Below are 21,671 nucleotides of genomic sequence, written 5' to 3'. Positions count from 1 at the left end.
GCTGCGCCCTGGAGACCGCGCGATGATTGGAACGTTCGATCTCTTCAAGATAGGCATCGGGCCGTCGTCGTCGCATACGATGGGACCGATGAAGGCCGCGGCGCTGTTTGCCAGCCAGCTTGCGGAGCGCGGCCTGCTGAAGGATGTCGCGCGCGTGAAGGTCGAGCTGTTCGGCTCGCTGGCCTGGACCGGTCGCGGCCATGGCACCGACAAGGCGGTCGTTCTCGGTCTTGCTGGCAAGTTTCCGGAAACGATCGATCCGGAAGAAGCGGAGACGCTGGTCGATGACGCCCGCGCGGCGGGCACGCTGCGGGTTGCCGAGCGGCGTAACGTTCCGTTCGATTTCGCCAATGACATCATCTTCGACGGCGTGACCGAGCCGCCAAACCATCCGAATACGCTGGCACTCTCCGCTTTTGGGGGGGACGGTAATCTCCTTCACGGCGAGCGCTGGTGCTCCGTTGGCGGCGGCTTTGTCGTTCCGGAAGCGCAGGTCGGCGTCGTCGGCATTGTCGAGGACGTTCCTGTCCCGCATCCTTTCAGGTCTGGCAAGCAGCTGCTTGAGATCGGTGCGAAAACCGGTCTGTCGATTGCGCAGATTGTCATGGCCAACGAGATGTCGTCGCTACCGGCGGAGGAGATCGAGCAACGGCTCGATCGCATTATCCAGGTGATGATGGACTGCATCGATCGCGGCATGACCAAAGAGGGGCAGCTGCCGGGCGGGCTGAACGTCAAGCGCCGCGCGCCCTCGCTGCATCGGCGCCTTGTCGCCGCTGCAAGCTCGAACAGCCGCGCCCAGCATGAGGTGATGGATTGGGTCAGCCTGTATGCTATCGCGGTCAATGAGGAGAATGCGGCCGGCAGCAAGGTGGTGACGGCACCGACCAACGGCGCGGCCGGCATCATTCCCGCCACACTTCGCTATTTCCGCGACCATTGCCGCGAGGCGTCACCTGAAAACATGCGCGTGTTCCTGCTGACTGCCGCCGCCATCGGCGCGCTGTTCAAAATGAATGCGTCGATTTCCGGCGCGGAGGTCGGCTGCCAGGGCGAGGTCGGCTCGGCCTGTTCGATGGCGGCGGCGGGGCTTGCGGCCGTGCTCGGCGGCACCAACGAGCAGATCGAGAACGCTGCCGAGATCGGCATGGAGCATCACCTCGGCATGACCTGCGATCCGATCGGCGGGCTGGTGCAGGTGCCATGTATCGAGCGCAACGCCTTTGGTGCCGTGAAGGCGATCAATGCGGCGTCGCTCGCGCTGCAGGGCGACGGCACCCATGTGGTGCCGCTCGACAAGGTGATCGCGACGATGCGCGAGACCGGGCGCGACATGCAATCGAAATACAAGGAGACCTCACTGGGAGGTCTCGCTGTCAATCTGGCAGAATGTTGAGGAAAGACCATGACCCAAGCCGAACGCGAGGCATTCTTCACAACCGATCTCGCCCAAGCAGATCCGACCATCTCGTCGTCGCTTGCCGGAGAACTCGGCAGGCAGCGTGACGAGATCGAACTGATCGCGTCCGAGAACATCGTATCGCGTGCAGTGCTGCAGGCGCAGGGCTCGGTGCTGACCAACAAATATGCCGAAGGCTATCCCGGCCGGCGCTACTATGGCGGCTGTCGCTTCGCCGACGAAGTCGAGGAGGTTGCGATCGAGCGCGCCAAGACGCTGTTCGGCTGCAGCTATGCCAATGTGCAGCCGAATTCCGGGAGCCAGGCCAACCAAGCAGTGTTCATGGCGCTGATGAAGCCCGGCGACACCTTCATGGGCCTCGATCTTGCGGCAGGCGGTCATCTCACCCATGGCGCCAAGCCGAACATGTCGGGCAAGTGGTTCAACGTCGTCAGCTATGGCGTTCGCCGCGACGACTGCACCATCGATATGGAGCAGCTCGAGAAGCTGGCAGTGGAGCACAAGCCGAAGGTCATCGTCGCCGGTGGCTCGGCCTATTCGCGGTTCTGGGATTTTGCTGCGTTCCGCCGCATCGCGGATGCGGTCGGTGCCTACCTGTTCGTCGACATGGCGCATTTTGCTGGCCTCGTGGCGGGCGGCGCCCATCCGTCGCCGTTCCCGCATGCGCATGTGGTGACCTCGACCACTCACAAGACGCTGCGCGGCCCGCGCGGCGGACTGATCCTGACCAATGACGAGGACATCGCCAAGAAGATCAATTCGGCGATCTTCCCGGGATTGCAGGGCGGGCCGCTGATGCATGTCATCGCCGCCAAGGCCGTGTCGTTCGGCGAAGCGCTGCAACCATCGTTCCGTCAATATGCGGCCGACGTCGTCGCCAATGCGCACGCGCTGGCGGACACGCTCTCAAAGGCCGGCTATCCGATCGTCACCGGTGGCACCGACAATCATCTGATGCTGGTCGATGTCCGGCCGAAGAACCTGAATGGCAAGCTCGCCGAGGCGGCGCTCGGGCGAGCGAACATCACCTGCAACAAGAACGGTATCCCGTTCGATCCGGAGAAGCCGACCATCACGTCGGGCATCCGGCTCGGCTCACCGGCCGCGACGTCGCGCGGCTTTGGCGTCGGTGAATTCGAAGAAGTCGGCAAGCTCATTGCCGCCGTCCTGGATGCGAATTCCGGTGCGCCAGACCAGGGAGCGCCGGAGGTCGAGGCAAAGGCACGTGGCCGCGTCGCCGAGCTGGTTGCGTCGTTTCCGATCTATCGGTCCTGATCAGGCCGCTTGATGGAGCGTTTCGGAGACGGGCGGGCCGACGGGATATTCATCCAAGGGCTGAATGTTCACGCGCGCCAGCGCCGTGCGTGTCACCGTCCACAAGCCGCAGGCGCCGATCACGGCGATCTTCGAAGGTGTCGGCAAAAGGCTGACGCGACACCGCGCCGACAGGCATCGTCAGATCGCGTGATGCAGGGCGTCCGCCGTCCCGCTGTGCGGCAGCCACACCGACATGTTTCCAGTCCATGGCGATCGCAGCCGCGCGATTGATCCCACCACCGAGACAAGCAAGATGACGAAGAAGAACTGGATACTGACCTTCTATTGCCAGGATCGCCCGCGTATCGTGTCGACCGTCGCGACGGCGATTTCCGATGTCGACAGCAACATCCTGGAAAGCGCGCAGTTCTGGGACCGGACGACCAACCGCCTGTTTATGCGCATTGCTTTCGAGACGCCGGATGCGGTCAGTCGAAAGATACTGGAATCTGTGCTCAATCCGGTGTTGTCTCGATTCGAGATGAACGCTGTTCTGGTCGATGCAGCGTCGCGTCCCCGGGTGATCATCATGGTCTCCAAGTCGGACCATTGTCTCGAGCAGCTGCTGTATCAGGTCAAAGTCGACTGGCTGAAAGCCGAGGTCGTCGCGATCGTGTCAAACCACCGCGACTGCGAAGCGATCGCCGAGAAGGCGGGGATCCCGTACTATCACTGGCCCGTCAGCAACGAGACCAAGCCAGAGCAGGAGCGGCAACTCTATGAACTGTATCTGAGGGAAGGCGCCGATCTGGTCATTCTTGCACGTTACATGCAGATCCTGTCGGACGATCTGTCGAGCAAGCTCTATGGTCACGTCATCAACATCCACCACTCCTTCCTGCCGAGCTTCAAGGGCGCGCGGCCCTATCACCAGGCCCACGACAGGGGCGTCAAGATCATCGGCGCTACCGCGCATTACGCGACGCCGGATCTCGATGAGGGCCCGATCATCGAACAGGAGACCGAACGGGTGACGCACGCGTCGTCCTCGGACGATCTCGTCGCCGTTGGGCGCGACATCGAGTCGCGAGTGCTGGCGCGCGCTGTGCGGCTTCATCTCGAGCGTCGTGTCCTTTTGAATGGACGCAGAACGGTGGTGTTCTAGCGCCCGGAATGCGACGACGAATGCTCGTTTGAAAAGCATCGACAGGCCAAGATTTGATCTTCGCGATGAATTTTGCAGCGCAGCGGAAATCATTGTGTTTGCTACGCAAAATAGTCCGACGAGCAGTCGGCGCGCGAACCAAGAACCGGCAGTCGATATTCGGTAGTTATGACGCAATTCTACAAGCAACAGCGCGCGTGCATCCTATCTGCCGCATTCGCGGACCACTAGCGTTGCAGGCTGGATCAACCTGGAAGGATCAGCGATGGGGACGATTAGCAAGCGTGGTTTGGCCGCATTGGCCGTTGCGAGCGTGTTGCCACTGGCCTTTGGCAGCTTCAGCGCGGCCTTCGCCAAGGACAAGGTGAAGATTGCTTTCGTGGGTCCGCTGACCGGCGCTATTTCGCCTCACGGTATTGGCGGACGCAACTCGGCCGAACTGGCCGTGAAGCTGATGAATGCCGAGCCCAACACCAAATATGAGTACGAGCTCGTCGTGCTTGACGACGAATGCAAGCCCAACGTGGGCGTGCAGGTCGTCACCAAGATCGCGTCCGATCGTTCGATCATTGCCGCGATCCCGCATTACTGTTCCGCGACTGCGATTGCCACCGTCGATATCTTCAATCGCTTCAAGATGCCGATGGTCGTGTGGGCGGCAGTGCTGCCCGAAATTACCTATGCCAAGAAATATCCGGAAGTGCACCGCGTCAGCGGCATCCTGATCGGCCAGAACCGCATCGGCGCGCAGTTCATGAAGGCACGCGGCTACAAGAAATTCGTGTCCTTCGCCGACTCCACCGACTACGGCAAGTCGATGAACAAGTACTTCACCCAGTTCACGCTCGAGAACGGTAATGAAATCCTGGGCAGCTTCTCGGTCCCGCCGGATCAGCAGGATCTGTCGGCCGAGCTGACCAAGATCAAGGAGCTCAATCCGGAGGTCATCTATTTTGGTGGCCTGACGCCGCTCGGCGCGCGCCTCCGCACGCAGATGGCCAAGTTCGGCATCAACGCGCAGTTGGAGGGCAATTCCGGCATCATGGGCGACGCGTTCGTTAACGCCGCTGGTCCGGAGCTCGCCGAAGGCACGCTGACCTTCTTCGACAGCCCGCCGCTGTCCAAGATGCCGGGCGGCAAGATGTTTGCGGATGCCTACAAGGCCGCCGGCTATTCCGAACCGCCGGAAGCTTACGGACCGTTCGCCTATGTCGCCACCCGTCTGGTCATGGAGACCATCGAGAAGGTCGGGCCGGATCGCGCCAAGGTCACCGCCGACCTTGGCGATGTGAAGGACCGTCCGTCCATCGTCGGTCCGGTCACCTTCGACGACCATGGCCAGAACATCACGCCGCTGACCACGAGTTATGTCGTCCAGGACGGCAAGTGGGTGGTCTGGGAAGAAAGCGAATACGTGTCCGGCAAGCGCAAGCTCAAGAACCTGCCGTAAGCGCGGATCGTCGGGACATCCCATGGGTATGATCGGTCAACACCTGCTGAACGGCTTGATGCAAGGAACGATCTATGGCCTCGTTGCCATGGGGTTCACCATCTTCTTCGGCGTCATGAACGTGATCAAGTTCTCGCATGGGGACGTGCTCACGCTCGGCGCCTTCGGAGGCCTCGTCGCCGTCTGGGCGGCGAATGCGCTGGGACTGTCGGTGCCGCTGCAGTTCATTGTCGCGCTGTGCGTGGCAATGGCACTGACCGCGGTGGTCGGCGCCGGCATCTCGCATTTCCTCATCATGCCGCTGCGCAATGCGCCGCCGCTTAATATGCTGCTGATGACGATGATGGTCGGTACGGCCATCCGTGAAGCCATCCGGCTGTTCTTTCCGAACGGCACCAATCCGCAGCGCTTTCCGGAACTGCTGCCGGCCGGTGGTTTCAATATCGGTCCGTCGTTCTTTCGCACCGACGCGATTATTCTGATCATTGCCGGCGCCGCCTCGATCGGCGCCGTTTACTGGATTATCAACCACTCCAAATTCGGCCTCGCGATGCGGGCGGTGGCCGAAGATACCGAAACGGCACGTGTGATGGGGATCAATTTCGGTCGCATCATCCCGCTGACCTTTGCATTGGGCTCCATCACCGCAGGCTTCGCCGGCATGATCTATGCGCTGTATTACAGCGAGATCAATTATAGCATGGGCCTGCTGCTGGCCGTGATCGGCTTCACGGCTGCGATCGTGGGCGGTCTCGGCAATATCTGGGGCGCGATCATCGGCGGCTATCTGTTCGCGGGGCTGCAGACTTTCGTCGTCGCCGCGATGCCGTCGATGAGCGACTACAAGAACGTGTTTGCTTTCGTGCTGATCATCGTCCTCATCACCTGGAGGCCGACCGGGCTTCTCGCCGAGCGCGGGAGCGAGCGGGTATGACGCCGACCTCTCGGATGCTTGCACGGGTGCCGGTGTGGCCGCTTTTTGTCGCTGTGGCCTTCGCTGCAGTGGCGCTCACTGCGCTGGTCCTGATCGAAAACCAGAAATTGCTCGGTGCCGCATTGGCGATTACGGCTGCGGTCTGCTTCTGCGCCGCTCGGTTCGGAGGCGTCGCCGCGACGGAAGTCGCCGCTTCGGAAAATCCCTGGCTGCTGCGTGGCCTGATAACGGTGGCCTCGCTCGCTGTCATCTTCGTGCTGCGCGACGACAATTTCGGCCTGCTGATGCTGGCAACGGTGCTGATCTACGCGACGATCTGCCTCGGCCTCACTGTGCAGATGGGCTATGCTGGCCTGACCAACTTTGCAGCCGCGGCTTTCGCCGGCACCGGCGGATATACCGCAGCGATGCTCGGACGGCAGGGCGGTCTGCCCGATGCGCTGGTTTTGGTCTGCGGCGGCTTGGTCGCGGTCTTCATCGGCTCGCTGCTCATCCTCCCGGTGCTGCGCACCCGCGGACATTACGGTGCGCTGACGACCATGGCGTTCGGCGTGATGTTTAATGTCTTTCTCGATGCGAATGACTTCTTTGGCGGTCCGCAGGGCCTGAAGCTACCCGGTATCAATCTGTTCGGCTGGGACTTCACCAATGACATCCATATCTTCGGCCTCGTGCTGTCGTCCTATGTGAACTACGTGATCCTGACCGGTATTCTGACGGCGCTGGCGATGATCTTTGTCGGACTGCTGGACCGCTCATGGGTCGGTGTCTGGTTCGATGTGGTGCGCCTCGATGAGACCGCAGCATCCGTTTTCGGACTAAAGATAGCTTACTGGAAAGTGCTGGCATTCACGATCGGCAACTTTTTGGCCGGCCTGATGGGGGCCGTCTATGCGAAAATGACGGGGTTCATCGCGCCAGCGAATTTCACATTCGGCGACTCGCTGGTGATGGTGTCCATCGTGATCCTGGGCGGCATTGGCAATCGCTGGGGTGTGCTGCCGGCGGCGCTGATCGTCGTCCTGCTGCCCGAAAAGCTCCAGTTCATCCAGGAATACCGGCTCATCTTCTACGCCGTCCTGGTCATCGCGATTCTGACCATGCGTCCGGACGGCCTCGTGGCGCGCCGGGTCCGGAAACTGCATACAGAGGCAAGCGCATGACGAGCTTGTCCAACGACGTGCTGCTCGAGAGCCGCGGCTTGACGGTCCGTTTCGGCGGCCTGTTCGCACTTAATGAGTTGAACATTGACGTCCGCAATGGCGAAGTGCTCGGACTGATCGGGCCGAACGGCTCCGGTAAGACCACGTTCCTCAATGTGATCAGCGGCGTCTATTCCGCAAGTGCAGGCAAGATCTTGCTGGGTGACATCGACATCACCCGCGAGAAGGCTCACAACATCTCGTCTTATGGCCTGTCGCGTACGTTCCAGCGATCACGCTTGTGCCTGTCGCTGTCGGTGTTCGACAATATTGCACTGGGTGCGCAGCGAACGCTGAATAATGGCCTTTGGCACAATATCGTGCAGCGGAAATCATTCGCCGCGGAAACGCAGAAGATCGCGGAAGAAGCTCGCGAGCTGCTGCGCGTCTTCAATCCTGCGCTGCCGGACAAACTGTTCGATCCGGCGATCTCGCTCGGCATGATCGATCGGCGCAGGGTTGAGATTTGCCGCGCATTGATCGGCAAGCCAAAGCTTGTGCTGCTCGATGAACCGTCTGCCGGCATGACCCATGACGAGACGGATCAGGTGGTGGATGAAATTCTCGGCATCCGCAAATCGCTCGGCGGGCTCACGATCATCATTGTTGAGCACGAGATGGGCTTGATCGAACGCGTCACCGATCGCTGTGTCGTGCTGAACTACGGCAAGAAGATCTGCGAAGGCAAATTCCGTGATGTCGCGGCCGATCCTGTGGTCCGCGAAGCCTATCTGGGGCAAGCATGAGCGGTCATCTCACAGTCGAGAACATCTTCACCGCCTATGATCGGGCCGACGTGCTGTCCGGCATTTCCATCGACGTGCAGCCGGGCAAGATCACCTGTATCCTCGGTTCCAATGGTGCCGGCAAGTCGACGCTGATCCGCTCAATCCTGCGACTGACGCCGCCGCGCGCCGGCTCGATCGCTTTCGAAGGCAAGACGCTCGATCAGATGGCGACCCACGAGATCGTCGGTCTCGGGATTGCCTGCATTCCCGAAGGGCGCCGGATCTTCGCGAAGATGACCGTCGAAGAAAATCTTCGGGTCGGCGCCTATCTCGTCAATGCGGAGAAGACGGTCAAAGCGCGCCTTGGCAAGGTGTATGAGGTGTTTCCGCGCCTGAAAGAGCGCGCCAAGCAGCTTGCCGGCACCATGTCCGGCGGCGAGCAGGCGATGGTGTCGATCGGCCGCGGGATGATGACGGATCCCAAGCTTCTGATCATCGACGAGCCATCGCTGGGTCTGTCTCCACTGTTCGTGCAGGAGAACTTCAACATCGTCCGCCGGCTCAACGAAACCGGTGTGACCGTCCTCCTGGTCGAGCAGAACGTCAACCAGACCCTCGCCATCGCCCATTACGGCTATGTGCTGTCGCAAGGCAAGATCATCGTCCAGGGCGACTCCGAGATGCTGGCAAAGAACGAGGAAGTCCAAAGCGCCTACTTCGGTGGAGCGCACTGATCAGAAAGAACGTCGCGCTAGCTGATATGGCTGCCGCATCATAACGAAAAGTCAGACTATCATCTGAAAGGAAACGTCATGTCCTCAACCATTCATGAAAACGCCATCGTCGTCGATGGATTGATCATCTCGGACTTCGGGCGTCCGGTCTTCGAGGACATGCGCAAGGGTGGATTGACCGCCGCCAACTGCACCTGCTGCGTCTGGGAAGGCTTCGAAGCCACCATGCGCAATGTGGTCAAGTGGAAGCGCTGGTTCGCAGACAACGGCGACATCCTCAAGCAAGTTTACACCACCGCTGACATCCTGAAGGCCAAAGAGGAAGGCAAGACCGGCATCATCCTGGGCTGGCAGAACGTCACTGGTATCGAAGATCAGATCGGCTATCTCGGTCTGTTCAAGGAGCTCGGCGTCGGTATCATCCAGATGGCCTATAACACGCAGAACCTGGTCGGTACCGGCTGCTACGAGTCCAAGGACGGGGGTCTGTCCGACTTCGGTCGCGAGGTCGTTGCCGAGATGAACCGCCTCGGCATCCTCTGCGACCTGTCGCATGTCGGATCGAAGACCAGCGAAGATGTCATCCTCGCCTCCAAGCAGCCGGTTGCTTATTCGCACTGCCTGCCAGCCGGCTTGAAGGAGCATCCGCGCAACAAGTCCGACGAGCAACTGCGCTTCATCGTCGATCACGGCGGCTTTGTGGGCGTCACCATGTTCCCGCCTTTCCTGAAGCGCGGTCCGGCATCGACTGTGGACGATTATGTCGAGGCAATAGAATACGTCATCGATATCTGCGGCGAAAACAGCGTCGGTATCGGCACCGACTTCACGCAGGGCTATGGCCAGGAATTCTTCGACTGGATCACCCATGACAAGGGATATGGCCGCCGCCTCACCAATTTCGGCGACGTCATCAATCCCGAAGGCATCAAGACCATCGGCGAATGGCCGAACCTTACCGCCGCCATGGAGAAGCGCGGCTGGAAAGCCTCACGCATCGAGGCCGTCATTGGCAAGAATTGGGTCAATCTCCTGAAGACTGTCTGGGGGGCCTGAGATGGGGAAGCCGCAGGTTGACATCAATGTCGATGACCAGACCGGGCGTTGGTCGGTCGACGCGACTAATATGATTCTGGTGCCGCAGCATTTTTACATGAACAACCACTTTGCCATCGAGGCGGCGGTGGGAGCTGCGGAGCTGGAGCGCATTCTGCGGCCGGCCGGCCATCGCTCGGCCTATTACTGGTGCGAGAAGGAAGCCGAATTCCACGGCATGTCCGGCGTCGATGTGTTCCGTCACTATATGCGCCGCATCACGCAGCGCGGATGGGGCCAGTTCGACGTGCTCGACGTGTCGCCGGAAATAGGGACGGCGACAGTGCGTTTGCGAAATTCAGCAATGGTTGATGGCGAGCGCCGCAACAGTGGTCGCAAGGTATGTTACATGTTTGCGTCTTGGCTTGAGGGCTCGCTCGAATATGTTGCCGCAAGTGCCGGTCGTGAGGTCAGGCTGCGGGCGCAGGAGGTCTATTGCGAGGCTGAAGGCGCTCACGATCATTGTCTGTTCAAGGTCGAGCCGGCTTAATTTACGCTGGGGACCTCTGTAACGATATTAGGACGCGCCTAGGCAGGTTTCCGAATAAAGATGTGGTCAGCCGTGCCACTTCGCTTCAGCTTGGCGCCGAGTGACGGATCGACCAACTGAATGGCGGAAGCAATCTTGCCCTCTGTCTCATCCTCTGACGTGTATTCCAGCGCATGCAAATCGTGCCTGGCGCGTCGGCGCTTGAGCGAGCTGAAGCAGTTCGGCCGCAGACGTTCCGATACGTCGGTCATCAGTGTCCACGCATAGTCCTCGATCTGGAGAACGGACCTGACTTCGTCGTCCCAGCCGCAGAGCACAATTTCCATCTGCGAAAATCCGCCGTTGTCGGCGGCAAACGCTGCTGCTGCTGCTTCCACTGACTCGGCGATATCCGTCGTGCTGCCTGCAAGGATGTCCCTGATCACGATTGTGATTAGCCCGTGGCCGCCGGCGGCGCCTTTCATGACGAGGTGAGCTTCCGGAGCCTGATGGCGTCCGAACCTGCGCCCTAACTGCATTTGTTCAGCGAATTTTTCCAATGGATGATCATCATTGTTACAGGCATGAGCGAGGATCGTGCTGTCGATACGCGGCTTCACATCATCTTTTCGCCAGTAGGTGTCCGGCAGCCAGACGGTTTCGATTTCCCGCTGCGCATTTGTGAGCGCCCATGCCTGATCCAGCAGGAAGGACTCCGGCAGATTGGGGTGGCTGCAGGTGAGGCGCCGCCAGATGTCGAGCAGCGCTTCGGCGCGCTCGGTCTGATGGAAGAACAGCGCGCCAGTATTCATCACCCCATTCGGGCGACGGTTGACTGCGAAGTCACAGCCCAGCGCCTGCGGGAGCAGTGGAAGATTGGCGAGCCGCGCCTGAGCGTCGATCCAGAACACCGGGCGGCATGCCTGGCTCCACTGCTCGATGATGAAATCGACTTTCGACGTGCCTTGCCGGGCCTTGCTGCAGTTCGGTGATATCTGCGTTACGACGTGATCGAGGCCCAACCGCTTCAGATCTGCAGCAAGGCCGGCATCCTCGCCCTGAATGTCTGAACTCTCGAATGACGAGATGAAAAGCGTATCCTGCTTTCGATATAATCCGGTCGGCACCGTGAGCGGCTTGACGCCGCCCCACCACACCTGATGCGGCGCATCCGCGCCCTCGGCGCCGAGTGACCCGTGTGCGTGTAATTTCGACTTCAGGCCGTCGAAGGCTGGGCTCTCGCCAACGAGCAAAATGACGATTGCATTCTCGTGCAGGGATTCGATCAGCGCCTGAACGCGCACAGCGTGCGTCGCTTCGAACACAATGACCGCAGCGCCAGGCTGAGATACGGCACTGACGCCATCCCAGTCGACAATGCCATGGCACCGGCTCGTTACCTGACGCAAGCGTGCAAGTTGAAGCGCGCCCAGTCGCGGCGGGCGCGCATGCTGCCGGAGGATATCGTCCAAGCTGTCGTTCATCGCCGCTGTCTCGTTCGTTTGAATGCTTTGACTGATACGAACGAGCTGACGTCGTCAGGCGGATATCTCTGCGATGCGTCGGCACAATATGCTTCTATATGTTTCAGGTCGGTGCGATTTGTTTCTACTGTGTGTATCTTCATTGCGCGTGCACATTGGATGCACGCGATCAATGTTCTGAAACAAAAAAGATCGCGATGCGCCGCAGATGAGCGCCGCATGCAAGCGTTTTTTCTTTTTCCGACGACGCAGTCCGCTATTTTCAAATTGCGATTCGGCAAGAATATCCCAGTGAAGGTGTGACGTTGCCCACTGCCGGATCCATCGCTGCAAAGTTGCCAGCATCAGTCTTCGATTGCTGAGTGATGTCGTATCGCTGCAGGTGTTGTCGTTGTGTGCGTAAGAATTCTTTGCATCACTCACCGCAGTCGATGCGATTTCTCGAGATGCTTTGATGAGTCGTTCCCATCAGGCCCGACGTGGCCGCAACAGCCAGTGTAGAAATTTCTGCCTAGTTCTAGGCAGCTTTTTCCCATCAAGTATTTGTAAAATAAGCAAAATTCATCGCCTGATCGTCGCGCGTCACCCGTTCAAGAGTGAGAGGTCGACCAGAACGGCCGTTTGTCGGCGGAGAAATGGGAGAAGGGCATGACGTACGCGCTCCAGATTGCAGACGCTGTCGAAACAATGCCGGTGCAGCTCGAAGCTGCGGAGGATTCTCTGATGCTCGACGCGTGCGAGCCCGCGGGCGATAGTGACGAAGAGCTGCTGGACAGATTAGCCGCAAATGACGAGATGGCATTCAGATGTCTTGTCGAGCGTCATATCGATCGTGCGTTTGGCGTTGCGCTTCGGCTTCTCGGCAGTCGCGCCGATGCCGAGGATGTGGTGCAGGACACGATGCTGAAGGTCTGGACGCATCGCGGGCAATGGGAGCACGGCCGCGCAAAATTCTCGACGTGGCTCTACCGCGTTGTCACCAATCGCTGCATCGACCTGCATCGTCGGCCACGTACCGACAATGTCGATGCCGTGCCGGAGCCAGCCGACATCAAGCCCGATGCGTTCAGTACGATGCAGCGTGATGAAGTGGCGAAATTGCTGGAGACGGCGATGCAACGTCTGCCTGAGCAGCAACGTGTCGCAGTGATCCTGTCCTACCATGAAAACATGTGCAATGGCGACATTGCCGAAGTCATGAACACGACTGTGTCCGCGGTCGAGTCGCTGCTCAAGCGCGGGCGGCAGCAGCTGCGCGAAATCTTGCGCCGCCACGAGCCGGACATCCTGCACTCGTTAAGCGATTGCTAACCATAAATATCCGGTCTCGAAATAAACCGCGCCTGAATTGTGAGGGCCATTCCGTTTAGCGAATGGACGGGGGCTGGCCTGCGTCCAGAGGTCCCCGATCGGTCCGCATCCGCGGCCACATTCAAGGAGCAATTTAATGCCCGTTATTTCAACCAACACCGCGGCCAATTCTGCAGTCCGTTACCTGAATATCAACTCGTCGCAGATGTCGAGCTCACTCTCAAAGCTGTCGAGCGGCTCGAAGATCACCCAGGCATCCGACGACGCCGCCGGTCTCGCGATTTCGACGCGCATTTCATCCGACGTCACCACGCTGCAGCAGGCCGCAACCAACGCCTCACAGGCGACCTCGATCCTGCAGACAGCGGATGGCGGCGCCTCGAACATCAGCGACATTCTCTCGCGTATGAAGTCGCTGGCATCGCAGTCCTCCTCGGCGACGGTGACCGACAGTAGTCGCGCCTATCTCAATTCGGAATTTACCGCATTGAGCGATCAGATTGACAGTATCGCGACCGGCACGCGCTATAGCGGGCAGAGCCTGCTGGATGGTACCAGCGCATTCGCCGCGGGTGCGTCCGTTCTGGTAGGCTCGACGTCGGCCGATACGATCACCGTGAAACTCGACGATCTCACCTCTGCCACGTTGGGTGTCGATACGCTCGATGTCAGCACGCAGGCCGGCGCCACTGCAGCCATCGACGCGCTCGACACTGCCATCGATACGGTCTCCGCCGCCCGCGCGACGATCGGTGCGCAGGAATCGCGCTTCAATTTCAGCGCCAGCTCGATCTCGACGCAGTCCCAGAACCTGCAGGCCGCTAATTCCGCGATCACCGACGTCGACATCGCAGCCGAGCAGGCCAAGCTGTCGTCTTCGCAGGTCAAGGTGCAGGCTGCGGTCGCCGCAGAATCGTCGGCGAACCAGATGCCGCAATATCTGCTGAAGCTGCTCGGCTAAGCCGCAGCAATCGCGAGCCGGCGGCAACGCCGGCTCGCACTCTCGTGCAGGAAAGTAAGGTGGCATGGCGACGGTGACGAGTTCGACTTCCGCGGCAGCAACCGCGGCCTTGGCGACGACCACCTCCGGCACGAAGACGACGACCAGCGTCGATTGGGACGCCTTGATCGAGGCGCAGGTTGCCACCAAGACGGCAGCCGCGACCACGATCCAGACCAGTATCACCGCGAATGAGGCCAAGATCTCGGCCTATCAGCAGTTGCAGACGCTGCTTACGACGCTGACGACCGACACGACCTCGCTCTCCAAGTCGATCGTCAATTCACTGTCGTCGAGTGCTTATGGAGCGCGATCGGCGACCATTACATCCACTGGCGACGTCAGCGCCAGTTCTGCCGTCTCGATGGCCATCAGCAACGGCGCGGCGACCGGCGATCACACGCTCACGGTGACCCAGATCGCCACAGCCCACAAGGTGATCGGCACCGCCGTCGCCGACAAGAGCGCGGATCTCGGTCTGACCGGCACTTTCTCGATCGGCCTGGAAGGCGGCACCAGTGCCGATATCTCGGTCACCAGCGGGATGACGCTGGAGGATCTCGTCGATACGATCAATGCACAGACGTCCACGACGAACGTCCAGGCCTCGATCATCCAGATCTCGAGCAATCAGTACGAGATGATCCTGTCTGCAACCAAGGATAATGCGGATATCACCACCAGTGTCGTGTCGGGCGACGATGTGCTCACGACCTTGGGCGTGACAGATAGTTCCGGCGCGTTCACCGACGTGCTGCAGGAATCGCAGCCCGCAATTTTCAGCGTCGACGGCATTACGCTGACGCGCGACACCAATAACATCACAGACGTACTGAGCGGCGTCTCCTTTAGTCTGCTGCAAAGCACGCCATCGGGATCGACAGTCAAGATCAGCATCGATGTCGATACAAGTTCGATCCAGACTGCATTGCAGCAATTCGTCACGTCCTACAACGCTGTGCGCGACTACGTAACCACGCAGCAGACGCTGTCGTCGAGTGGAACCGCAGACACGAGTGCGGTGCTGTTCGGCGACGGCACCATGCGTAGCGTCACGACGCAGATGGAGCAGGTCCTGAACTCCATCGTGGGCGATCTGTCGATGAGCGATCTCGGCCTGTCGTTCTCGGACACGAACGATCTTGTGCTCGATACGAGCACGCTCGCCACAACCCTGGCCGACAATATTGACGGTGTCATCGCGCTCCTCGCCACCAAGACCACGAGTTCGTCGGCGGCGCTCGCGGTTGTCAATACAAGTTCATCGCCGCCATCGTCCTTCGTGATGGATATTGCGGTCGATAGCTCCGGTGCATTGTCGGTCTCGGTGGGGGGAGACAGTTCGCTGTTTACCGTGTCCGGCCGAACGATCATCGGAAAGGCCGGCACGATCTATTCCGGCATGGCCTTCAGCTACAGCAGTACGTCATCGGCATCGGTGACCATCACGTCGACCATCGGGATTGCGGCGCAGATCAACGCGATCTCGAGTGCCGCATCGAACAAGACCAGCGGTTCACTGCAGGATCTGATCACCAATTTACAATCCCAGGATGACCGGATGCAGCAGCAGATCGATGACATCAACGAGCGCGCCGCGATCTATCGTACAATGCTGACCACCCAATACGCCAAATATCAGTCGGCGATCTCGTCGGCCAATTCCACCCTGGATTATCTGTCCGCCCTTCTCAACGCGTCGAGTGATTAGTCATGCAGCATCAAGCGAATTTTCAGGCCGCCCAGGCCTATCGACAGGCGGCGGTCGCGGTGCCGCCGTTGCGGGCGGTGGTCATGATGATCGATGGGGCGATTACGGCATTGCAGAAATCGGTGACGGCGTCCGAGGAGAAGAAATTCGAGGAGAGCCACGATCTGATGATCCGGGCGACTGCCATCCTGCGCGGGCTGAGCCATAACCTGAATTTCGATCGCGGAGGCGAGGTCGCGGAGGGCCTGCACACCACTTATCATACGCTGATCATGGCCTGCCTGCGGTCGTTCGGGCAGCCGAACGCGGCGCAGTGCTATGGCCGGATCATTGCGAGCCTGACCGAGCTTCGTGACGCCTGGATTGTCGTCGCCCGGAGTGCCGCGAAGCCCGCCTGATCAGATCGACACCGGCGGGCACGGTGAATTCATTGCACCTGCAGAGTTTAGGATCGTTCGATGTCTTTTTGTGGTTGAAAAGTCGGGGCAGCATTGCCTCGCGGCCCGGTCTGCCTTAGGACGCTGGCGTGCCAGTCCGAGCGAGGGCTGACATGCAACGTACGATCAGGTGCGTGCCGGGCGAGTTTCCAGAATGGACATTCCCGAGTTTGAAGACCTGTTGGGTCGGCACGGTGAAGACGTGTCAACCTGGCCAGATAACCGACGGGACGCCGCGCTCGCATTGCTGCGGACGTCGGAGCAGGCGCGTGCGGCGATGGCCGAGGCGCAATTGCTGCGCCGTGCCCTGCCATCGGGCGTCGTGCACGCGCCGGATGGCTTGGTAGACCGGATTATGCAGAAAGCTCGGCAATCCGATGTGGTTCCCGCGAAGCCGGCAACCAAGTCTGACAGCAAGTAGCTGACGCTTCCGCTGCGGTCGCTCTAATCCCGCCAGTGCTGCGGACAATTCCGTGCGCGACTGCTTCCCGTTTCGGCCGTCTACAAACCTCCCTCGGCCGTCCCAGCGGGCAATTTTTGCCGCGCCTGAGCGCCAATAGCTCGCGCCAAAAAATTTCAGAAAACCCCCGCGGCACAGCGCTTTCTTGTAACGGGGCGTGATGGCTCGCGGGCCGGAGCAGCCTGCAAAGAATCTTTGCCTGAACGGCCGAGACCACCCGTTTCAATAAGGAACGGACTTCACGAGCACTCTTCTCACTGACGCAATTCCGCAGCGCTACGCGCGCGGATACCGCCGGAGCACGCCATGACTGTAGCTGCAACGACGTCAACCACGACCACGACTGCCTCGACGGCGTCGTCCTCGTCGGTGACCTCGGCCATTACGTCGCAGCAATTTCTGAACCTGCTGGTGACCGAGTTGCAGAACCAGAATCCGCTCGACCCGACCAATTCGACCGACTTCATCAATCAGCTCACATCCTACGCCAACTTCGATCAGCAGCAGACGTTGAACAGCAATATGGGCACGCTGGTGTCGTCGCTCAACAGCCTGCTCACGCTGAACTCGTCGAACTATATCGGCCAGACTGTTACCGCCAAAACCGACACCGGCACGCTGAAGGATGGCCAGATCTCGTTTGGCTATTCGCTCGAGTCCGCCGCCTCCGATGTCACGCTGAGCGTCAAGGATTCATCCGGCAACACGGTGTGGACCGGCAGTGGAACCACGACCTCGGGCACCAACAGCTTCACCTGGGACGGCACGGCGACGGACGGCACTCAGCTGACCGACGGGGGCCAGTACACGCTCAACGTCTCGGCCACCGATAGCACTGGTCAGTCTGTCTACGGCTACACGACCGTCACCGGAAAGGTGACCTCGATCGACAACTCGTCCGGCACCCCGATGCTCAATATCGGGAGCACGTCTGTGAGCACCAGCAACGTCATCGGCGTCACTTCCTGAGTTTACTTTGGAGTACTGATTATGAGTCTATCCGGCGCGCTGTCTTCAGCCATCTCCGCTCTTAACGCCCAGAGCTCGGCTCTGGCGATGATTTCCGACAATATCGCAAACTCATCGACGGTCGGCTACAAGACAAACTCGGCATCGTTCGAGTCGCTGGTGACGGGTTCGTCCAGCGCATCGGCCTATTCGTCCGGCGGCGTGACGACGCTCTCGAAGTCCAATATCACGACGCAGGGCCTGCTGACGACAACGTCGACCTCCACCAACATCGCGATCCAGGGTAACGGCTTCTTTCCGGTGACGACGTCGCTGACCGGCGGCTCGACGCTCTACACGCGCAACGGCGGGTTCACTACGGATTCTGACGGCTATCTCGTCAATAACGGCGCCTATCTTCTGGGTTGGCGCACCGATGCGGCCGGCAATGTTATTGGCAGCGCCAGCAGCGGAAATCTCACGGCAATCGACACGAGTGTGGCGCAGACCAGCGGTAGCGCGACAGCGACCACCACCTTCTCGGCCAATCTGCCGGCGGATGCCGCGGTCGGCGATACGTTCACTACGTCGATGTCGGTCTACGATTCGCTGGGAACATCGAGCTCGATCCAGGTGACCTGGGCTAAGACTGCGGATAATACTTGGAGCGCCAGCTTCGGCCAGCCGACGTTGTCGTCGGATTCGACGACGACAACCGCGGCAGCCCCGACCAGCACCGTGTCGGTTTCTTTCAATACCGACGGTTCGCTGGCCAGCACCAATCCCAGTCCGGCAACGCTGGCGATCACTGGCTGGACCACAGGGGCGGCGGACAGCAACATTACGCTCAACCTCGGCACCGTAGGCGGCACCGATGGGCTGACGCAATATGCCTCCGGCCTATCCACGCCTGCGGTCAATATTACCCGCATCGAGTCCGATGGTCTGGCGTTCGGAAAGCTAAGCAACATCTCGGTCGGCGACAGCGGCATCGTCAACGCCACATATTCGAACGGCCAGACCATCGCGATCTACAAGATCCCGGTGGCGACCTTTGCCGCTGCGGATCAGTTGGAGGCCCAGAGCAACGGGCTCTATTCGGCGACGGCAGAATCGGGAACGGCTGCGTTGCAGGAATCCGGCACCAACGGCGCCGGCACCATTTTTGGCAGTGAGCTGGAATCCAGCACCACCGATACCAACGAGCAGTTCAGCAGCATGATCTCCGCGCAGCAGGCCTATTCGGCTGCGTCGCAGGTGATCACCGCCGTCAACAAGATGTTCGATACCCTGATCTCAAGCATGAGATGACCGCGATGGTGGCCGAGGCAGACGATGACGCGCTATTGCGGCGACTTGACCGGTTGCTGGCCGCCGCGCAGCAGATCGATCGTGGCGATCGGCGCATGATCCTGGCGCTGCAGGGCGATCTCAGCACGCTGCGTACCACTTTGCAGCAGCGCCGCGACGCGCTCGCGCAGAAACTCAACATCGCTGGCGCGCGCAGCAAAGCAGCGACGGCATATTCACGGATAGCCTCGCTCGGACGGCACGCCACGGCAGCCGCGCCCCATCTATCGATCACGGAGTAGCCACATGATGACTCGAAGCCCGCCGCTGCAGCCAGCGAGCGCCGATGACGGATCCCGCCTCGAGGATCTGGTCGAACTAATCGAACGCCTGATCGACGTCGTGACCGAAGAGAATATCGCTCTGGCGATGGGGCTGCCGGCCTCGCAGTCGCAGCACACGGCGATCAAGCTGGAGCTTTCGGAGTTGTTCGAGGCCTGGGTCAAGGAAGTCGGTCGCAAGAACATGCTGCTTGGCACCAGCGATCGCCAGCTGCAGGCGCGCGTCCTCACCCGGCTCGAACAGCTCAGCGTCGCGATGGACGAGAATGTTACCCGCCTGCGCGCCGCGATCGAGGCCAGCCAGCGCCGCATCGACGCCGTGATGGCCGCGATTCGGGAGCAGATATCCGACAGCGCGCCCTACGGCGCCAATGGTCGCATCAATGCGCAGTCGGCATCCTACGCACGCAACGTGCGAATCTGAACCAAGTCGTAATATGAGGTCGCCACCGTGTCGCTGGAGATAGCCCGCAGCATCGCCGTCAGTAGCCTGATGGCCAGTCAGGTCCAGATCAGCGTCGCCTCGTCGAATATTTCGAATGCTGACACCACCGGCTACACGGTCAAGACCGCCAATCAGGTCGCGACCACCAGTGGCGGCGCCGGGACCGGCGTGTCGATCACCGGGATCACCAGCAGCGTCGACAAATTGCTGTTCAAGTCCCTGATCTCTGCAACCTCGGAACTCGGCGCAGCCAACACCAACAACGACTATCTCAACCGGCTGCAGGCACTGTATGGCAGCACGACCGGTGCAGAAGACACCGGAACTTCGATCGCGAACACGCTGGCATCGCTGGAATCCGCCATATCGTCGCTCGCCGGCACGACCAGCAGTGCCTCGCTGCAAGCCAATGTGGTGAGTACGCTTGATAGCCTCGCATCGCAATTGCGCGAGACGTCTTCGGGAATTCAGCAACTGCGCGGCACTGCCGATGCCGCGATTTCCTCCGATGTCGATCAGGTCAATGCCAGCCTGCAGGCCATCGCCAGTTTGAACGCCCAGATCAAACAGGCGGCGGCCGCTGGCCAATCGACGGGCGATCTCGAGGATCAGCGCAATGTCGCGCTGCAGACCGTCGCGTCGAAGATGAATGTCAGCTATTTCATTTCATCGACGGGGGATATGCAGGTTTATACGGCGTCAGGCCAGACGCTCGTGGACAACAGCGCGCATCTGCTTAGCTTCACGGCGGCATCATCCGTTACGGCTAATGCCAGCTACTCGGCCGGTTCGTCCAGCGGGCTCAGCGGCATTTCCGTCAACGGCGTCGATGTCACTGCGCAGATCACATCTGGCGAAATCGGCTCTTTGCTCAGCCTGCGCGATAGCGTCTTGCCCGCAGCGCAGTCGCAGCTCGACCAGCTTGCCAATACGCTGGCAGACACCCTGAATGCCGCAAGCAATCAGGGCACGTCGTTGCCGCCGCCAACGACGCTGACCGGCACCACGACGGTCACGGCGGCGATTGCGCTGGATGCGACCGGAACGGTCCGCATTGCCGTTGCCGACCAGTCGGGAAGTCTGGTGTCCTATGCCGATCTCGACCTGTCGACCTATGCGACGGTGGGCGACCTGGTCTCGGCCATCAACGGCATTTCCGGCCTCAGCGCATCGTTCAATGCCAGCGGGAAGGTGGTGATCGCCAGTTCCAGCAGCAGCAACGGGGTCGCCATCAATGAGATGACGAGCGCCGTCGGCAGCAGCGGAATCGGCCTGTCCGACTATCTCGGCCTCAATGACCTCGTGACCGGAACCGGGGCATCCAACATCGCCGTGCGCAGCGACATCCTGGCCAATTCAGGTTTGTTCGCCGTCTCGATCCTCGATGCATCGGCAACGCTGACGACGGGCACCAAGGTACTCACCGCCGGCGCGACCGACGTGGTCGATGCGATCTACGCGGCACTCACGGATTCCCGTACCTTTGGCGCGTCTGGTGGGCTCGGGTCATCGACCGGTTCGTTTGCGGACTACGCGGCCACGGTCATCGCCAATGTCGCGTCGAAGGCAACGCTCGCGGCCACGACCTATACATCAAAGTCGACGGCACAATCGTCATTTGCCAATGCGCTGGCGTCGCAGTCGGGCGTCAATCTCGACGAAGAAACCGCGAAGATCAGCACATTGCAGAATCAGTATACGGCCGCGTCGCAGCTCATGCAGGTCATCAACGAGATGTTCTCATCGCTGCTCACCGCCGTGCAGAGCGCGAGCTGACGGGAACCGACTTG

Annotated in this window: 23 protein-coding genes; 22 read left to right on the top strand and 1 reads right to left on the bottom strand. The window is 60.3% G+C overall.

Annotated features, from left to right (window positions below):
* The first annotated feature begins 22 nt into the window (after nucleotides 1–22).
* From LPB73_RS24440 to LPB73_RS24390, 11 genes are all read left to right on the top strand, one after another.
* A complete protein-coding gene (locus LPB73_RS24440; RefSeq protein ID WP_231078502.1) occupies nucleotides 23–1,396 on the top strand; it encodes an L-serine ammonia-lyase in 1,374 nt (457 codons plus the stop codon).
* 9 nt (nucleotides 1,397–1,405) lie between these two features.
* The gene (glyA, locus tag LPB73_RS24435) at nucleotides 1,406–2,695 is read left to right on the top strand and encodes a serine hydroxymethyltransferase (RefSeq protein ID WP_231078501.1); all 1,290 of its coding nucleotides are present in this window, start codon (nucleotides 1,406–1,408) and stop codon (nucleotides 2,693–2,695) included.
* Between the two features lie 64 nt (nucleotides 2,696–2,759).
* Nucleotides 2,760–2,888, top strand: a complete 129-nt coding sequence (locus LPB73_RS24430) for a hypothetical protein (protein WP_283805465.1) — start codon at nucleotides 2,760–2,762, stop codon at nucleotides 2,886–2,888.
* A 102-nt stretch (nucleotides 2,889–2,990) separates the two neighbouring features.
* Nucleotides 2,991–3,842: a formyltetrahydrofolate deformylase gene (gene purU, locus LPB73_RS24425; RefSeq protein ID WP_231078500.1), complete on the top strand. Its 852-nt coding sequence runs from the start codon at nucleotides 2,991–2,993 to the stop codon at nucleotides 3,840–3,842.
* Between the two features lie 265 nt (nucleotides 3,843–4,107).
* Entirely contained in the window at nucleotides 4,108–5,292 is a 1,185-nt protein-coding gene (locus tag LPB73_RS24420) for a branched-chain amino acid ABC transporter substrate-binding protein (protein ID WP_175369500.1), read from the top strand.
* A 22-nt stretch (nucleotides 5,293–5,314) separates the two neighbouring features.
* Nucleotides 5,315–6,226: a branched-chain amino acid ABC transporter permease gene (locus LPB73_RS24415; protein ID WP_068737795.1), complete on the top strand. Its 912-nt coding sequence runs from the start codon at nucleotides 5,315–5,317 to the stop codon at nucleotides 6,224–6,226.
* Nucleotides 6,223–7,389, top strand: a complete 1,167-nt coding sequence (locus tag LPB73_RS24410) for a branched-chain amino acid ABC transporter permease (RefSeq protein WP_231078499.1) — start codon at nucleotides 6,223–6,225, stop codon at nucleotides 7,387–7,389. Before LPB73_RS24415 ends, LPB73_RS24410 begins: the two co-directional genes overlap by 4 nt.
* Nucleotides 7,386–8,174: an ABC transporter ATP-binding protein gene (locus LPB73_RS24405; protein WP_231078498.1), complete on the top strand. Its 789-nt coding sequence runs from the start codon at nucleotides 7,386–7,388 to the stop codon at nucleotides 8,172–8,174. The genes LPB73_RS24410 and LPB73_RS24405 overlap by 4 nt, the downstream gene beginning before the upstream one ends.
* Nucleotides 8,171–8,890, top strand: a complete 720-nt coding sequence (locus LPB73_RS24400; protein WP_089266582.1) for an ABC transporter ATP-binding protein — start codon at nucleotides 8,171–8,173, stop codon at nucleotides 8,888–8,890. The genes LPB73_RS24405 and LPB73_RS24400 overlap by 4 nt, the downstream gene beginning before the upstream one ends.
* Before the next feature lie 78 nt (nucleotides 8,891–8,968).
* A complete protein-coding gene (locus LPB73_RS24395) occupies nucleotides 8,969–9,946 on the top strand; it encodes a dipeptidase (RefSeq protein ID WP_231078497.1) in 978 nt (325 codons plus the stop codon).
* 1 nt (nucleotide 9,947) lies between these two features.
* Complete coding sequence (locus LPB73_RS24390) at nucleotides 9,948–10,475, top strand: 4-vinyl reductase (RefSeq protein ID WP_120287829.1); 528 nt, start codon at nucleotides 9,948–9,950, stop codon at nucleotides 10,473–10,475.
* Between the two features lie 38 nt (nucleotides 10,476–10,513).
* Here the strand turns inward: LPB73_RS24390 and LPB73_RS24385 are convergent, their stop codons facing one another.
* Entirely contained in the window at nucleotides 10,514–11,758 is a 1,245-nt protein-coding gene (locus LPB73_RS24385; RefSeq protein WP_231078496.1) for a hypothetical protein, read from the bottom strand.
* Here LPB73_RS24385 and LPB73_RS24380 point away from each other — a divergent pair.
* From LPB73_RS24380 to flgK, 11 genes are all read left to right on the top strand, one after another.
* Nucleotides 11,726–12,241: a hypothetical protein gene (locus LPB73_RS24380; RefSeq protein WP_231078495.1), complete on the top strand. Its 516-nt coding sequence runs from the start codon at nucleotides 11,726–11,728 to the stop codon at nucleotides 12,239–12,241. The genes LPB73_RS24385 and LPB73_RS24380 overlap by 33 nt on opposite strands.
* 345 nt (nucleotides 12,242–12,586) lie before the next feature.
* The gene (locus tag LPB73_RS24375; protein ID WP_231078494.1) at nucleotides 12,587–13,249 is read left to right on the top strand and encodes an RNA polymerase sigma factor; all 663 of its coding nucleotides are present in this window, start codon (nucleotides 12,587–12,589) and stop codon (nucleotides 13,247–13,249) included.
* Between the two features lie 136 nt (nucleotides 13,250–13,385).
* Nucleotides 13,386–14,210: a flagellin gene (locus tag LPB73_RS24370; RefSeq protein WP_089266590.1), complete on the top strand. Its 825-nt coding sequence runs from the start codon at nucleotides 13,386–13,388 to the stop codon at nucleotides 14,208–14,210.
* Nucleotides 14,211–14,274: 64 nt separating this feature from the next.
* Nucleotides 14,275–15,960 (top strand): flagellar filament capping protein FliD, encoded by a 1,686-nt coding sequence (gene fliD / locus LPB73_RS24365; RefSeq protein ID WP_120287832.1) that lies wholly within the window; start codon nucleotides 14,275–14,277, stop codon nucleotides 15,958–15,960.
* A gap of 2 nt (nucleotides 15,961–15,962) precedes the next feature.
* Nucleotides 15,963–16,358, top strand: coding sequence for a flagellar protein FliS (locus LPB73_RS24360; RefSeq protein ID WP_120287833.1), 396 nt, complete (start codon nucleotides 15,963–15,965; stop codon nucleotides 16,356–16,358).
* Nucleotides 16,359–16,551: 193 nt separating this feature from the next.
* Nucleotides 16,552–16,818: a hypothetical protein gene (locus tag LPB73_RS24355; RefSeq protein ID WP_120287834.1), complete on the top strand. Its 267-nt coding sequence runs from the start codon at nucleotides 16,552–16,554 to the stop codon at nucleotides 16,816–16,818.
* Between the two features lie 345 nt (nucleotides 16,819–17,163).
* A complete protein-coding gene (locus tag LPB73_RS24350) occupies nucleotides 17,164–17,826 on the top strand; it encodes a flagellar hook assembly protein FlgD (protein ID WP_093757242.1) in 663 nt (220 codons plus the stop codon).
* Between the two features lie 21 nt (nucleotides 17,827–17,847).
* Complete coding sequence (flgE, locus tag LPB73_RS24345) at nucleotides 17,848–19,116, top strand: flagellar hook protein FlgE (protein WP_231078493.1); 1,269 nt, start codon at nucleotides 17,848–17,850, stop codon at nucleotides 19,114–19,116.
* Nucleotides 19,113–19,397, top strand: coding sequence for a hypothetical protein (locus LPB73_RS24340; RefSeq protein WP_231078492.1), 285 nt, complete (start codon nucleotides 19,113–19,115; stop codon nucleotides 19,395–19,397). The genes flgE and LPB73_RS24340 overlap by 4 nt, the downstream gene beginning before the upstream one ends.
* Before the next feature lie 4 nt (nucleotides 19,398–19,401).
* Nucleotides 19,402–19,860 carry a flagellar protein FlgN gene (locus LPB73_RS24335; RefSeq protein WP_231078491.1) on the top strand — a complete coding sequence of 153 codons (459 nt, stop codon included), beginning with the start codon at nucleotides 19,402–19,404 and terminating at the stop codon, nucleotides 19,858–19,860.
* A gap of 27 nt (nucleotides 19,861–19,887) precedes the next feature.
* On the top strand, nucleotides 19,888–21,657 hold the full coding sequence (gene flgK, locus LPB73_RS24330) for a flagellar hook-associated protein FlgK (protein ID WP_231078490.1): 1,770 nt from the start codon (nucleotides 19,888–19,890) through the stop codon (nucleotides 21,655–21,657).
* Nucleotides 21,658–21,671 lie beyond the last annotated feature (14 nt).

The organism is Tardiphaga sp. 37S4 (genome assembly GCF_021044645.1).
GTDB classification, from domain to species: domain Bacteria; phylum Pseudomonadota; class Alphaproteobacteria; order Rhizobiales; family Xanthobacteraceae; genus Tardiphaga; species Tardiphaga robiniae.
Note: the sequence above shows the minus strand (reverse complement) of the source record. Positions and strands in the feature narration are given on the sequence as shown.